The organism is Nonomuraea sp. CA-143628 (assembly GCF_050942315.1).
GTDB lineage: Bacteria > Actinomycetota > Actinomycetes > Streptosporangiales > Streptosporangiaceae > Nonomuraea.
This window is the reverse complement of sequence record NZ_CP192072.1, coordinates 3490848-3504646: the sequence shown is the minus strand read 5'-3', so window position 1 is coordinate 3504646 and position 13799 is coordinate 3490848. Positions and strand designations below refer to the sequence as shown.

The 13799-nt window shown below is 67.9% G+C and carries 13 protein-coding genes; 5 read left to right on the top strand and 8 right to left on the bottom strand.

The genetic code is table 11. The annotated features are described in order from the left end of the window. Positions 1 to 70: 70 nt before the first annotated feature. Complete coding sequence (locus ACQP2T_RS16395; protein WP_433516992.1) at positions 71 to 2734, top strand: LuxR C-terminal-related transcriptional regulator; 2664 nt, start codon at positions 71 to 73, stop codon at positions 2732 to 2734. A 29-nt stretch (positions 2735 to 2763) separates the two neighbouring features. Here the strand turns inward: ACQP2T_RS16395 and ACQP2T_RS16390 are convergent, their stop codons facing one another. Further along, positions 2764 to 3243, bottom strand: coding sequence for a cupin domain-containing protein (locus ACQP2T_RS16390; RefSeq protein ID WP_433516991.1), 480 nt, complete (start codon positions 3241 to 3243; stop codon positions 2764 to 2766). Between the two features lie 100 nt (positions 3244 to 3343). Here ACQP2T_RS16390 and ACQP2T_RS16385 point away from each other — a divergent pair, with 100 nt between their 5' ends. Both ACQP2T_RS16385 and ACQP2T_RS16380 read left to right on the top strand, forming a co-directional pair. Then, positions 3344 to 4834, top strand: a complete 1491-nt coding sequence (locus ACQP2T_RS16385) for an AlkA N-terminal domain-containing protein (RefSeq protein WP_433516990.1) — start codon at positions 3344 to 3346, stop codon at positions 4832 to 4834. Further along, complete coding sequence (locus ACQP2T_RS16380; protein WP_433516989.1) at positions 4831 to 5328, top strand: methylated-DNA--[protein]-cysteine S-methyltransferase; 498 nt, start codon at positions 4831 to 4833, stop codon at positions 5326 to 5328. The genes ACQP2T_RS16385 and ACQP2T_RS16380 overlap by 4 nt, the downstream gene beginning before the upstream one ends. Positions 5329 to 5625: 297 nt before the next feature. On the opposite strand, the gene ACQP2T_RS16375 is transcribed toward ACQP2T_RS16380, so the two are convergent. Further along, positions 5626 to 5934, bottom strand: a complete 309-nt coding sequence (locus ACQP2T_RS16375) for a helix-turn-helix domain-containing protein (RefSeq protein ID WP_433516988.1) — start codon at positions 5932 to 5934, stop codon at positions 5626 to 5628. Then, the gene (locus ACQP2T_RS16370; protein ID WP_433516987.1) at positions 5931 to 6305 is read right to left on the bottom strand and encodes a type II toxin-antitoxin system RelE/ParE family toxin; all 375 of its coding nucleotides are present in this window, start codon (positions 6303 to 6305) and stop codon (positions 5931 to 5933) included. The genes ACQP2T_RS16375 and ACQP2T_RS16370 overlap by 4 nt, the downstream gene beginning before the upstream one ends. 1022 nt (positions 6306 to 7327) lie before the next feature. Between ACQP2T_RS16370 and ACQP2T_RS16365 the strand changes: the two genes are divergently transcribed. After that, on the top strand, positions 7328 to 7852 hold the full coding sequence (locus ACQP2T_RS16365; RefSeq protein ID WP_433516986.1) for a helix-turn-helix transcriptional regulator: 525 nt from the start codon (positions 7328 to 7330) through the stop codon (positions 7850 to 7852). A gap of 65 nt (positions 7853 to 7917) precedes the next feature. Here the strand turns inward: ACQP2T_RS16365 and ACQP2T_RS16360 are convergent, their stop codons facing one another. Then, positions 7918 to 8514 carry a TetR/AcrR family transcriptional regulator gene (locus tag ACQP2T_RS16360; protein ID WP_433516985.1) on the bottom strand — a complete coding sequence of 199 codons (597 nt, stop codon included), beginning with the start codon at positions 8512 to 8514 and terminating at the stop codon, positions 7918 to 7920. A gap of 96 nt (positions 8515 to 8610) precedes the next feature. On the opposite strand from ACQP2T_RS16360, the gene ACQP2T_RS16355 reads away from it, so the two are divergent. Then, positions 8611 to 9099, top strand: coding sequence for a nuclear transport factor 2 family protein (locus tag ACQP2T_RS16355; RefSeq protein ID WP_433516984.1), 489 nt, complete (start codon positions 8611 to 8613; stop codon positions 9097 to 9099). 97 nt (positions 9100 to 9196) lie between these two features. On the opposite strand, the gene ACQP2T_RS16350 is transcribed toward ACQP2T_RS16355, so the two are convergent. From ACQP2T_RS16350 to nrdR, 4 genes are all read right to left on the bottom strand, one after another. Beyond that, the gene (locus ACQP2T_RS16350) at positions 9197 to 9622 is read right to left on the bottom strand and encodes a cytotoxic translational repressor of toxin-antitoxin stability system (RefSeq protein ID WP_433516983.1); all 426 of its coding nucleotides are present in this window, start codon (positions 9620 to 9622) and stop codon (positions 9197 to 9199) included. Then, positions 9619 to 10035 (bottom strand): prevent-host-death protein, encoded by a 417-nt coding sequence (locus tag ACQP2T_RS16345; protein ID WP_433516982.1) that lies wholly within the window; start codon positions 10033 to 10035, stop codon positions 9619 to 9621. Before ACQP2T_RS16345 ends, ACQP2T_RS16350 begins: the two co-directional genes overlap by 4 nt. Positions 10036 to 10225: 190 nt before the next feature. Next, positions 10226 to 13072 (bottom strand): vitamin B12-dependent ribonucleotide reductase, encoded by a 2847-nt coding sequence (locus tag ACQP2T_RS16340; RefSeq protein WP_433516981.1) that lies wholly within the window; start codon positions 13070 to 13072, stop codon positions 10226 to 10228. Continuing rightward, positions 13069 to 13524, bottom strand: a complete 456-nt coding sequence (gene nrdR / locus ACQP2T_RS16335; RefSeq protein WP_214636146.1) for a transcriptional regulator NrdR — start codon at positions 13522 to 13524, stop codon at positions 13069 to 13071. Before nrdR ends, ACQP2T_RS16340 begins: the two co-directional genes overlap by 4 nt. Positions 13525 to 13799 lie beyond the last annotated feature (275 nt).

The window sequence follows — 13799 nt, the reverse complement described above, 5'->3', positions numbered from 1 at the left end:
AGAGTCGCCGCTGGGGGCATCTCCGGTCAGGGCACGACGTCGCAGTGTGACGACATCTGGAAGGGACGACATGGCAGACAGCCGTCCGCACGACGGACGCCCCGGGAACCTTTGGCCACTCGTCGGGCGCGCCGCGGCACTGCGCACGGTCCTGTCAGCGGCGACGCAGGCGGACGTCGGCGGCGTGGTGATCGTGGGACCGCCGGGTGTGGGCCGGACGCGCCTGGCCAAGGAGGCGCTCGCCCGGCTCGCGGCGGCGGGTCACCCGACGGCCTGGGCGACGGGGACCCGTGCCGCCGGGGCGATCCCCTTGGGATCATTGCTGCATCTCGCGCTGCCACACGACGCCGCGGAGCCCGTCACCGCGCACATCTTCGGCCAGATCGTGGAACGTTTCAGCGTTCCCAACGGGAAGCGGCCCGTGTTCGTCGTGGACGACACCCATCTGCTCGACGACGTCTCGGCCGCGCTCGTGTACCAGCTCGCCGTGCACACAAGGACCTTCGTGCTGCTCACCGTACGGCAGGGACACACGGCGCCCGACGTGATGACGGCGTTGTGGAAGGAAGGCGTGGCCCGCCGGGTCGAGCTGCGGCCGCTGAGCGACAGCGAGGTGGACACCCTGCTTGAGCGCGGCCTGGGCGGTCCGCTGGACGCCGTCACGCGGCACACGTTCCGCCGGCTGTCCGCCGGCAACCCGCTCGTGCTGCGCGAGCTCGCGCAATCCGCGCTGGAGGGATCCGCGCTGCTGCGCCGCGACGGACTCTGGCATCTGAGTGGCGATCTGCGGATCACCGGCCGGCTCGGTGATCTGATCGAGGCGCAGATGCAGGTCGACGATCCGGCCGTGCTGGCCGTACTCGAGGTGCTCGCCTGCAAGGAGCCACTCGGCCAGCCCGTGCTCGAGGAGCTCACCGGGCACTCCGCGGTGGTGCGGGCCGAACGGCAGGGGCTGGTGGTGGTCGAACCCTCCGGAGCGCGGCACCAGGCGCGGCTCACGATCCCCGCGTACGGGGAGGTCATCCGCGCGCGCATGCCACGCGCCCGAGCGCACGAGATCTGGGCGCGGCTGGCCGAGTCCCTTGCCGCCTCACCACGCCGTCGCGCGGACGACGCGTTCGAGCTGGTCATGTGGCGGCGCACCGCGGGCCTCGACTCCTCCGGCCAGGAGTTGCTGGCCGCCGCCGAACGCGCCGCCGAACGGCTGGAGCTCGAGGTCGCCGAGCGGCTGGCGACCGCGTCCGGTGCCGCCGGCGGCGGGGTGGACGCGAACCTGACCCTGGCCGAGGTGAGGGTGTTGCGGGGCCGCTTCGCGGACGCGGCCGACGTACTCCCGGCTCCGGACGAATGCGACAACGAAGAACGCGCCGACCGGCGGGCGATAGTCAGGGAGAAGATCGAATACTGGCAGCACGAAACCGCACCGGCCCAGGGGAACCCGACCGGCGAGCGGGCGGCGGAGGCGGTGCGGGCCTGGACGATGCTGCTCGAGGGACACGTCGCGGGCTCTCTCGCCATCGGTACGACGCTGCTCACCCGGCCGGGACCCCGGCTGCCGGCGGAAGCGACGGCACGGGCGGCCACGGCGGTCGTGCTCGCCGCGGGTCTCATGGGAGACATCCGCCTCGTCGAACGAGCGAGCGCCACCGGCCTGGAGGCCGCCTCGCCGTGGACAGAGGCTCAGGTCGGCGCCGCCAGGTGCGTCGCCCTGGCTCTCGCGGGCGCTCTCACCACCGCGGCCAAGGCCGCGGACACCGCCTATCGAGAAGCCGTCGAGACGCGGATGGCGGCACCCATGGTCGGCATGTGGGCGATCGTCCGTGGCTTCGTGGCGAAGGCTCAGGGACGGGTCAAGCCGGCCCAGCAGGCGCTGCGCGAGGCGGTCGTGTTACTCGGCGAACACGACCCGCTGCGATTACCGGCTGTCTACCTGGCCGAGCTGGCCGGCGCGTACGCGATGGCGGGAGACACCGTCCAGGCGGACGCGTGGCTCTGCCGAATGGACGCCTGCCCCCCGCCACGGGGTGCGCTCTTCGACGCCTGGATCGAGCGCGACCGCGCCTGGGTCGCCGCCGCCGCGCTCGACCTCTCCAGCGCCGCCGGCCACGCCCTCGGGGCCGCGAAGACCGCGGGCAAAGCGGGAGTGCCGATGATCGAGGCCCTGGCGTTGTTCGACGCCGCGCGGTTCGGCGCCGCGAAGGAGGTGTGCGACAGGCTGCACCAACTCGCCAGGAACACCGCCGCACCCGCGACGGCGGCCTTCGCCACGATGGCCACCGCGCTGGCCACGGACGACGCTCACCTGCTCGCGGAGGCGGCCGAGCGCCTCCATCGCCTCGGCCATCTACTGCCCGCCGCGGAAGCGGCCGCCACAGCCCACCGGCTGCACGCCGGGGCGCGGCGGCGTACGGCGGCCCAGGCCGCGCTCGTGTTCGCCCGTGAACTGCTCACCGAGTGCGACGGCGCCCGCACACCGCTGACGGACCTGACGGGGACTCTCGATGTGTCGTTGACTCCTCGGGAACTGCAGGTGGCCAAACTGACCGCGGCGGGATTGTCCGGTCGCGCCGTCGCCGACCGCCTCGGCCTCTCACCCCGAACGGTCAACAACCATTTGGGCCGGGTGTACGCCAAGCTCGGGGTGTCCGGGCGCGACGCGCTCGCGCAGGTGCTGGGCCAGCCGGATGGCGAGGAGCCCCACTCCCAGCAGCTCCTCCAGGGTGACACCTGCTGAATGCGGGCCTGTTGTCGCGCTCGCGGAATTCACAGCCAATACGTGTCGTGTTCGCGGAAGAACTCCGCCCTCTCCTCCTCGCTCTTGCCCGCCAAGGTGAGCAGCCCCTCGAAGTACCCCTCGCGAGGCGCGCCCGGAGCGAAGTGCAGCAGCATCGAGGCCGGCGCCCCCGATTCGTTACGGAAGGCGTGTACGCCACCCTCCGGGACATGCACGAAATCGCCCGGCGTCGTGTCGATCCAGCGCCGCCCGTCGTAGATACGCACGGTGCCGGACAGGATGTAGAACGACTCGGAGATCGACCGATGGAAGTGCGCCGCGGGGCCACTGGGCTCCGGTCCCATTTCCCAGCGGTACATCCCGAACTGGCCGTTGGTCGACGCGCCGGTCGCCAAGTAGTGCACCGTGTTGCCGCTCGGGTAGGTCAGCTCCGGCACCGCGTCCGGGCGCCGGTACGTCGCTCTCAGCTCGCCGGTGTCACCGTCATAGGCCGGCGGTGGATAGGTCATGATGTCCTGCCTTCGTGTCGCGGATCTTCATCCAGCATCAGATCAGCACATGTCGGATTTCCGCCAGCCCCGACGGCCTGCCGCAGGCGATGCTGGCGGGGTGCATGACGACGTGGAGCAGTGCGTTCGGGCCGTCCGATCCAAGGATGCCCGGTTCGACGGCTGGTTCTTCGGGGCGGTGATCACCACCGGGATCTACTGCCGGCCGAGCTGCCCGGTGGTGCCGCCCAAGGTGGAGAACATGCGCTTCTATCCCAGCGCCGCCGCGGCACAGCAGGCCGGGTTCCGGGCGTGCAAGCGCTGCCGTCCCGACGCCAGTCCGGGCTCCCCCGAGTGGAATCAACGCGCCGACGTGGTGGCGCGGGCGATGCGCATGATCGCTGATGGGGTCGTCGACCGCGATGGTGTGCCCGGTCTGGCGGCGCAGCTCGGCTACAGCACCCGGCAGATCGAACGGCAACTGCTCGCCGAGCTCGGAGCCGGACCGCTCGCACTCGCGCGGGCGCAGCGGGCCCAGGCCGCCCGGATGCTGATCGAGACAACGGCCCTGCCGATGGGCGACGTCGCCTTCGCGGCCGGGTTCACCAGCATCCGCACCTTCAACGAGACCGTGCGGGAGGTCTTCGCCCTGACACCGACCCGGCTACGTGAACGCGTCGCCCGTGGACGCCCGGCCGACACCTCGGGGGTGCTGTCGCTGCGGCTGCCGTTCCGGGCTCCGCTGTGTCCCGGCAACCTGTTCGGCCACCTCGCCGCCACCGCCGTACCAGGGGTGGAGGAGTGGCGCGACGGCGCCTATCGCCGTACCCTCCGCCTGCCCCACGGCCAGGGCATCGCCACCCTGCGCCCGCGACCCGACCACATCGGCTGCCAGCTGTCCCTCACCGACCTGCGCGACCTGTCCACCGCGATCAGCCGCTGCCGGCGCCTTCTCGATCTCGACGCCGACCCGGTGGCCGTCGACGATCTGCTGCGCGGCGATCCGGTGCTCGCCCCCATCGTGGAAAAGGACCCCGGCCGCCGGGTGCCCCGTACCGTCGACGCGTTCGAGTTCGCGGTACGCGCGGTGCTCGGACAGCAGGTGTCCACCGCGGCCGCCCGCACCCACGCCGCCCGGCTGGTCACCGCCCACGGTGCGCCGATCACGGATCCCGCCGGCGGCCTCACCCACCTCTTCCCCGATCCGTTCGCGCTGGCCGGCCTGGACCCGGCGGCGCTCGCCCTCCCCCAGGCCCGCCGCACCACGCTCACCGGGCTGATCAGCACGCTGGCCGCCAACGAGATCGACCTCAGCGTCGGAGGCGACTGGCATCGAGCGCGGGCACAGCTCTCGGCCTTGCCGGGAATGGGGCCCTGGACCATCGAGACCATCGCGATGCGCGCCCTCGGCGACCCAGACGCCTTCATCCCGACCGATCTCGGAATCCGCACCGCCGCCCGCGAACTCGGTCTCCCCGCCACCCCTGCCGCGCTCACCCGCCGGGCGGCGGCCTGGCGGCCATGGCGCGCGTACGCCGTTCAGTACCTCTGGGCCACCGGCGACCACCCCATCAACCACCTGCCCACCGACGCCCGAAAGACCACACCATGACCCACAGGACGCACACCGTGGTGGAGAGCCCGGTCGGCCCGCTCACCCTCGTCGCGGTCGACGGAACCCTCGCCGGCCTCTACATGCGCCGCCAGCGGCACCGACCCGCGGAGGCGACCTTCGGCGAACCCGACCCGGAACCCTTCACCGAGGTCGCGAACCAGCTACAGGCGTACTTCGACGGCCGGCGAACGGTCTTCGAACTGCCCATGGTCTTCGCCGGCACCCCGTTCCAGCAACGGGTCTGGACTGCCCTGCGGGACATCCCCTACGGCGAGACGATCACCTACGGCCAGCTCGCCGAACGGATCGGGCAACCGACAGCGGCCCGGGCCGTGGGCCTGGCCAACGGCAAGAATCCGATCGGCATCATCGTGCCCTGCCACCGCGTCGTCGGCTCCACCGGCAGCCTCACCGGGTACGGCGGTGGGCTGGCGACGAAGCAGCACCTTCTCAGCTTCGAAAGAGGCGCCATCGGAGCGTCTCTGTTTTGAACCGGCTCCGCTGAAGGTCCTCGGCGCAGTGGCGGTTCGCCGGTCCGGGTTCGATGTAGCTCTTGCCGTGCTCGTGGAAGTCACAGCCAGTACGTGTCGTGCTCACGGAAGAACTCCGCCGTTTCCACCGACGCCGAAGCGGTGATCGGCCAGGTCGCCTCAGCGCCAGCCATGTGGCGCGCCTTCGACGAACTCAACCGAGGCGATCCTGGAGAAGATCGTCCGGGCCCAGGCGGCGCACCGGCACCAAGTCTCGCAGCTTACCGGGCCCCGGCGTTCAACGGCATCAAGCCCGGATCATGCAGCCCGGTGAGGAAGGAACTCGATGGCCAGGTCCGCGTCCAGGGCGGCGGCCAGTCGCCTCAGGGATGCCACGGTGATGTTGCCACCACCTGTCTCCAAACGGGACACCTGTGGTTGAGTCATCCCTGCGCGCTCAGCCAACTCCGCCTGCGACAGGCCAAGAGCGACGCGCCGGTCGTAGACAAGCTGGCCAAGTCGCAGCTCAGCTTCCGCCTCTTCGTAAAGCCTGGCGTATTCGGGGTCGTTCACCTCACCGGCGAGGCGGCGATGCCGGGTCGTCTGCCACTTACTGTGCCCGCTCACAGCTCCTCCTTGAACTCTCTGTGGAACATCTGGCGCGCCGGACCGTGACCACTCTCACAGATGATCTGCGCCCGCTCCGCTCGGTCGATCTGCGTCGTCTCCTTGCGCCTGGTCTTGTAGAACATCGTCAGCAACACCACCCGGCGGCCAGGAGCCAGCCAGTACGTCATACGCACCTGGCGACGTGACAGCGTCAACCGCAGCTCACGCACCTTCCCGCGCAGGTGTTTGGAATAGGGCTCGTCCAACGTCTCCGCCTCGGCGGCAAGCCTGCCGACAAGGCCGTCCACCTTCACGTAGTCGACCTTGGTCAGCGCATCAAGCCAGAGTGCCACCTCAGGCTCCAACTCAACATCGTACAGCTCACCCATGCATTTTATTATATAAAGATCTCGTGACACAGCGTGATCGGCTCCCAGCATCGGGCCGGGACGTAGGTCGCTCCGCCCATGCCCGACTGGCCCGGACCAGCCACTCCGATCCGACGTCACGCGATCGACAAGCCTCATGAATTCCCCAGCACGCAGGCAATCGTCACCTAGAGTCACATACGGCAAGAGTGCCGCTCCGACCTGACATGATCTGGATTGTCTAGATCTTGATCCTGCTCGACCGCACGTGGTGCGCGAATCGGAGCATCTGCCCGGTCCGTTCCAGCACGACTCCCGGGCGCCCGGGATCCCCCTCGCACCGAGCGCCACGGCCCGTTCGGCTAGTCGGGGCGGGCCCAGACGATCGCATGTCGTTCGTGAAATGGTCGACCAGCGAATATGCCAGCTGCGCGGTGGCTCCGGCCATCGTCTGCAGTGCGCCGTCACGCACCAGCCAACTCTGCCTAAGTACGCCAAGTACTTGACGCACTTAGGCAGCTGCTCGCAGCGCGATGCGCGATGCGACAACCGTCGGCCGGACCATAGACAGGAAGCCGAAGAGATACACCTGACTAGGCGTTACGCACCGCATACTGCGGGAGATCACTTATTCGGAGAGTGCGGTATTCCGCGATCAGTACAGCCAGATGGCGTTGCGACGGTGTCGCGCCGGGTGGACTTCGAGATCATCGATACCCTCGATGGCAAGAGGTCCACCGGTTGTGGCGTTGATCCTCTGACGAACGGCTTCGAGCCTGAGACGCAGGCGTTGGCGTGCCCGGCGCTCCTCGATGTCGGCCCACTCTGATACCCACCGGTCTCGGGGATCGGCCCTGGCCCAGGAGTAAATGTCGGCCTTGTGGCGGAGGGACATCGGACGTGGCCGGCGGCCCGCATGCCGTGCCTGTCGCAGGCATGCGGCACTGTAACGGAGATTGGCTATCGTGACCGATCGCCAGGGGACTCCCCTCAGGCCGCCTCCGTGGAGAAGCGGACGAGCGATGTGATGGGCAGTGCGGGACATGAGGCTCCCCGGGTATCACCGCCAGGTATTTCCTGGCGCGCTACTTGAAACGGCGGCCTTCGCCACGATGGCCACCGCGCTGGCCACGGACGACGCTCACCTGCTCGCGGAGGCGGCCGAGCGCCTCCATCGCCTCGGCCACCTGCTGCCCGCCGCGGAAGCGGCCGCCACAGCCCACCGGCTGCACGCCGGGGCGCGGCGGCGTACGGCGGCCCAGGCCGCGCTCGTGTTCGCCCGTGAACTGCTCACCGAGTGCGACGGCGCCCGCACACCGCTGACGGACCTGACGGGGACTCTCGATGTGTCGTTGACTCCTCGAGAGCTGCAGGTGGCCAAACTGACCGCGGCGGGATTGCCCGGTCGCGCCGTGGCCGACCGCCTCGGCCTCTCGCTCCGAACCGTCAACAACCATTTGGGCCGCGTGTACGCCAAGCTCGGGGTGTCCGGACGCGACGCGCTCGGCGCAGGTGCTGGGCCAGTCGGACGGCGAGGAGCCCCACCCTCAGGAGCTTCCCCGGGGTGATGCCTGCCGCATGCGGCCCGACTAGCCGCGATCACCACGTTGGAGGCGCGCATCCAGCCTGCGGTTCAGGTCACGCTGCGGGGCGCGGGCTCGGTGGCGCCTTGGGTGATGCCGTGTACGGCCGGACGGAGTACGGCGAGGATGTCCTCTGCCTTGGCATCGCGTACTCCTTCGAGGTGGAGGAGGTCGCGGCCGATGACGATGCCGAGCGTGATCGCGCCGATCAGGCCGGCACGGAGGACGGCGTCCTCCGTGGGGATGGCGGCGGCCACCTGCCGTTGCTGGTCAGTGATCGCGACATGTACCTCCTTACCCGCCTCGGGATGAGTGAGCATCGAGCGGAGCATGGCCAGCGTCCCCGACAGGTCTCCCTGCAGCTTGTGACCCAGGGAGGCCAGCAAGAGTTCGGCGATCTCCCCTGGAGTGCCGCCGGACATCGGCTCGTCGGCGGAGATCTCGGCGACGCGGCTGAAGAGCTCCTCCTTCGATCCGAAATAGCGCATGACGAGGCCGGGATCGGTGTCGGCGGCGGCGGCGACGGCGCGAATGGTGGTGCGGTCGTAGCCGGAGCGGGCGAACAGGTCGCGGGCGGCGTTCAGGATGCGGGCCTCGGTCTGGCGGCGCTGCTCGGCGCGGGTTGGGCGGGGCTGGTCGGGTGCCATGGGCTTCAGTCTACAGCGGTTGACTCAAATTACCGGCGGCTGCTACGGTCATTCAGTCAACGCACGTAGACTGAACCATAGAGAGGCAATGACTCCATGGAAGCGCAGGATCCGCGCGCACTGCTCAACCGCGCACAGGCACTCTTCCTGGCCAAGGACCTCAACGGCTTCGCCGACATGTTCGCCGCCGACGGCACGCACGAACTGCCGTTCGCCCCACCGGGGGTACCGAAACACCTACAGGGGCGAGAGCGGATCAGGGACTATCTGACGTCGATCACCTCGACCCCGCTGGAGATGGTTGGCTTCCGCGGGCTCTGCGTCTATGAGACGACCGATCCCGCGGTGATCATCGCCGAGTACGAAGGGCTGGGGAAAGTGGTCAGCACCGGAAAGCCGTACGCGATGCCTTATATCCAGCTACTCCGCGCCAAGGACGGGGAAATCATCACCTGGCGTGACTACTGGAGCCCTTTGGCGGGTGTCCAGGCACTCGGCGTGCGCGGGATACTGCCCACAGTCGTCAGAACCGCCAGAGCGAACTGGAAACGACGCAGCCAAGGCTCAGGGCCCCACCTCTCTTGACCAGCGCTTATCGTACTTAGCTATGTTGCGTCAGATGCGACTTTGCCGGTAATACTGGGGCAGAGCACTTGTTCGGAGGGTGCTGTATTCCCTCGGATCAGATGCCGTCGATCCAGTACTTCTGCAGTCTGACGATGGCCTCGTCCTTGCTCATCGCTGCGACCGCCATCTCGTCGAGACCCACCCTTGAGATCAGCATGAAGACGAGATCGGCGGGCAACGCCTCCGACGGTGGTTCGGGCACTCCGCGATCGGGCTTCACGTCATTCTGAACACATGCCCAGAACGTCGCCTCATCCACCTGAAGCTGATCGCGGAGAATATGACTCCAGATACCTGGGCCGTAGGTACTGCGATCGACCGGATGAGAGATCCGGGTCCTCAGTATCCTGCCGTCAGGAAGATCCAGCTCATACGTGACGTTGTGGGTGCCCGTCCCGCCCCGAGCGTTCCGTACCTGACGCCAGCCTTCGATGCGACAGAAGGAATCATGATGGTCACGAGTGGGCTGTGGCCAGCTCATCGGACAGCCCCCACCAGCCATTCACGCAACTGATCGTCGTTACTGAGGCTGATCAACTGTACGACCCCCCAGTTATCACGGTGATTGGGAACGTCGAGCAGGTGATTCTGCCAGTCCTCGGCGTACTCACGCAGCCCTTCGACCATCTCCGCAACGGCCTGATCGAAGGTCGCGCCGTCCGCGGCGACCGGTAGACCCGGGATGAAAATCGACCAACCGCCCGCCTCGGGAACCACCTGCGCATGAGAAGGAACGACCATCGCGAGGTGGTGACGCAGCCTTTCAACATCCACGAGGGCTGTCACAGCCGACTCGCGCCGCACGGTGGCCACGCGACCCCGTTCCGCCGCGTCCAGCAGCGCCTTGAGATGCGTACGAGCTTCGGTATAGCTGTCGAAGTGAATGGCGGCCATGGCGGTACCTCCAGCGAGAGTCGCTTCAGAGTGCTATCTCTACCTAAGTACGTCAAGTACTTGACGTACTTAGGGGCTGAGCCGCTCGCAACGGTGTGCGCGTTGCGCCAACTGTCAGCCAAAGCACAGGGCAGGGAGCCTAAGAGATGCAGACACCCTGCCCTGACCAGGCGTTTCTCTCCGCGCGAAACTAGCTGCAGCCGCTGGTCGAACCGCAGCCCTCGCAGACATAGCAGCTGCCCGCCGGCCGCATCTTGGTGCCGCAGGTCATGCAGAGCGGGGCGTCGGCGGTGATGCGCTGGTGGTTCTCCAGCGTGAACTCCTGCACCGGCTCCGGCTTCGACTCCTGCTCGGCATCCTGCTTCGCCTCGATGGGTGCCGACTGGGCGAGCGCCTCACGGTCGACCGCCTCCTGGAGCGCGGCCGGGTCCTCGCCGCGCTGCTGCGCGGCGCGCTCGGCCGCCGAGAAGATGCCCAGCGCCGCACGCTCGTCGTAGGGCAGGTGGTCGAGGGCCAGGCGGCGGAAGATGTAGTCCATCACCGAGGTGGCCATCCGGATGTCGGGGTCGTCCGTCATCCCGGCGGGCTCGAAGCGCATGTTGACGAACTTGCTCATGTACGTCTCGAGCGGCACGCCGTACTGGAGCCCTATCGAGATCGCCACCGAGAAGGCGTCCATGACGCCCGCCAGCGTCGAGCCCTGCTTGGACATCTTCAGGAAGACCTCGCCGAGCCCGTCGTCGGGGTAGGACGAGGCGGTCATGTAGCCCTTGGCGCCGCCGACCGTGAAGCGGGTGGTCATGCTCGGCCGCTGGTTGGGCATCCGCCGCCTGGTGGGCCGGTTGACCTCGATGACCCGGACCTCAGGCTCGGCGGCCTCGGCGGCCTCGGCCGCCTTGTCGCCCTTCTCGGCTTCCTTCTTGCTGCCGCCGGCCGACAGCGGCTGGCCGACCTTGCAGTTGTCGCGGTAGACCGCCAGCGCCTTGAGGCCGAGCTTCCAGCCCTCCATGTAGACCTGCTCGATGTCGTCGATCGTGGCCGACTCCGGCAGGTTGACCGTCTTGGAGATCGCGCCGGACAGGAACGGCTGCGCGGCGGCCATCATGCGGACGTGACCCATCGGGGCGATGGCCCGCTCGCCCATCGCGCAGTCGAACACCTCGTAGTGCTCCCTGCGCAGGCCGGGGGCGTCGACGACGTGGCCGTGCTCGGCGATGTACTCGACGATGGCCTCGATCTGCTCCTGCTGGTAGTTGAGCTGCTTGAGCGCGCGCGGGATCGTCTGGTTGACGATCTGCATGGAGCCGCCGCCGACGAGCTTCTTGAACTTGACCAGCGCCAGGTCGGGCTCGATGCCGGTGGTGTCGCAGTCCATCATCAGGCCGATGGTGCCCGTGGGCGCGAGCAGGCTGGCCTGCGCGTTGCGGTAGCCGTTCTTCTCGCCGACCTTGAGGCACTCCGACCATTGACGGGACGCCTCAGCGTGGATCTTGGCGTCCATCGAGCCGACCGTGCGCAGGTCGTCGTTGGCGGCGGCGTGCTTGCGCATGATCCGCTTGTGCGGCTCGGCGTTGCGGGCATAGCCGTCGTACGGGCCGACGACCCCGGCCAGCTCGGCGCTGCGCCGGTAGGACACACCGGTCATCAGCGATGTGATCGCTCCGGCGACCGCGCGGCCGCCGTCGGAGTCGTACGCGTGGCCGGTGGCCATGAGCAGCGCGCCCAGGTTCGCGTAGCCGATGCCGAGCTGGCGGTAGGCGCGGGTGGTCTCGCCGATCTTCTCGGTCGGGAAGTCGGCGAACGTGATCGACACGTCCATGGCCGTGATGATCAACTCGGTCAGCTTGACGAAGTTCGCGACGTCGAAGGTGTCGTCGTCCTTCAGGAACTTCAGCAGGTTGATGCTGGCCAGGTTGCAGGAGGAGTTGTCGAGGTGGACGTACTCGCTGCAGGGGTTGCTGGCGGTGATGCGCCCGGTCTCCGGGGTGGTGTGCCAGTCGTTGATCGTGTCGTCGTACTGGACGCCGGGGTCGGCGCACTCCCAGGCGGCCTTGGCCATCTTGCGGAACAGCTCGCGCGCGTCGACCTTCTCGATCACGTCGCCGGTCAGACGGCCGCGCAGGGCGAAGTCGTCACCCTTCTCGACCGCGTGCATGAACTCCTCGGAGACGCGCACCGAGTTGTTGGCGTTCTGGTATTGGACCGAGACGATGTCCTTGCCGCCCAGGTCCATGTCGAACCCGGCGTCGCGCAGCGCGCGGACCTTGTCCTCCTCGCGGGCCTTGGTCTCGACGAACTCCACGATGTCGGGGTGGTCGACGTCCAGAACGACCATCTTGGCCGCCCGGCGGGTGGCGCCGCCGGACTTGATGGTGCCCGCGCTCGCGTCGGCGCCGCGCATGAACGAGACCGGCCCGCTGGCCGTGCCGCCGCTGGAGAGGAGCTCCTTCGAGGAGCGGATGCGGGACAGGTTGACCCCCGAGCCCGAGCCGCCCTTGAAGATCACGCCCTCTTCCTTGTACCAGTCGAGGATCGACTCCATCGTGTCGTCCACGGCCAAGATGAAGCAGGCGCTCACCTGCTGCGGGCTCGCGGTGCCCACGTTGAACCACACCGGCGAGTTGAACGCGAACACCTGGTGCGTCAGCGCGTGCTTCAACTCGTGGTCGAAGATCTCGGCGTCCTCGTCGGTGGCGAAGTAGCCGTGCTCCACCGCGGTCTTGGTGTAGACGCCGACGACCCGGTCGACCAGCTGCTTCAGGCTCCACTCGCGCTGCGGGGTGCCCACGGCGCCGCGGAAGTATTTGGTGGTGACGATGTTGGCCGCGTTGACCGACCAGAATTCGGGAAACTCGACGCCCCGCTGCTCGAAATTGATCGAGCCGTCGCGCCAATTGGTCATGACGACGTCGCGGCGCTCCCACTTGATGTCGTCATATGGGTGCACACCGGGCTTGGTGAAGATGCGCTTCATCTTGAGCCCTTTACGCGGACGCTTACCTCCGCGCGCGACTGAACCGCTGGCCGTCTCCGTCATGACTCCCCCTTCTCCGCCTTCAACTGTTCGATCTCGGCCTCGAAGTCCGCCAGGCTCTCGAAACCGCGATATACCGATGCGAATCGCAAGTAGGCCACCTCGTCCAACTCCCGCAACGGACCCAGGATCGCCAGCCCCACCTCGTTGGAGGGGAGCTCGGCGGCACCCTTGGCCCGGATGGCCTCCTCGACGCGCTGGCCCAATTGCGCCAGCGAATCCTCGCTCACCGGCCTGCCCTGGCAGGCCCGTCGCACGCCCGCGACGACCTTGTCACGCGAAAACGGCTCCGTTACTCCGCTGCGCTTGCTCACCATCAGCAGTACGGTCTCCTGCGTGGTGAACCGGCGCCCGCATTCCGGACAGGTACGGCGGCGCCGAATGGCCGCGCCGTCCTCTGTCGAGCGGCTGTCGATGACCCTCGTGTCGGGATGACGACAGAACGGACAGTGCACGTTTGCTCGCCCTCCTCGACCGTGTGGTCACCACAGGCGTAAAGCACTCTTCTGCGTACGCTCGCGCACGCCCCACGGCTCGCCATGGTGCGGTCAGAGAAACACAATTTGTGGTGAACTACATCGGTGTAACTACTAGATGTTGTGGTCCAACCGTAGAAGCGAGCGACCATGAACGCAAGTTGGACGGGGCCTTGCCGCCGAAGTCGCTGATCAGCGCAGCCACCTTGGTCCGGCTCGGGCGTGTCGTCGTCAACACCGGCCGGTGGGGGTGT

Bases quoted from the DNA above. Each gene is read 5' to 3' on its own strand.
- ACQP2T_RS16360 (WP_433516985.1), bottom strand. From the start codon at position 8,514: ATGGCACCCGACCAGCCCCGCCCAACCCGCGCCGAGCAGCGCCGCCAG.
- ACQP2T_RS16340 (WP_433516981.1), bottom strand. From the start codon at position 13,072: ATGACGGAGACGGCCAGCGGTTCAGTCGCGCGCGGAGGTAAGCGTCCG.
- ACQP2T_RS16390 (WP_433516991.1), bottom strand. From the start codon at position 3,243: ATGACCTATCCACCGCCGGCCTATGACGGTGACACCGGCGAGCTGAGA.
- ACQP2T_RS16395 (WP_433516992.1), top strand. From the start codon at position 71: ATGGCAGACAGCCGTCCGCACGACGGACGCCCCGGGAACCTTTGGCCA.
- ACQP2T_RS16345 (WP_433516982.1), bottom strand. From the start codon at position 10,035: ATGGCCGCCATTCACTTCGACAGCTATACCGAAGCTCGTACGCATCTC.
- ACQP2T_RS16365 (WP_433516986.1), top strand. From the start codon at position 7,328: ATGAGGCTCCCCGGGTATCACCGCCAGGTATTTCCTGGCGCGCTACTT.
- ACQP2T_RS16370 (WP_433516987.1), bottom strand. From the start codon at position 6,305: ATGGGTGAGCTGTACGATGTTGAGTTGGAGCCTGAGGTGGCACTCTGG.
- ACQP2T_RS16350 (WP_433516983.1), bottom strand. From the start codon at position 9,622: ATGAGCTGGCCACAGCCCACTCGTGACCATCATGATTCCTTCTGTCGC.
- ACQP2T_RS16355 (WP_433516984.1), top strand. From the start codon at position 8,611: ATGGAAGCGCAGGATCCGCGCGCACTGCTCAACCGCGCACAGGCACTC.
- ACQP2T_RS16380 (WP_433516989.1), top strand. From the start codon at position 4,831: ATGACCCACAGGACGCACACCGTGGTGGAGAGCCCGGTCGGCCCGCTC.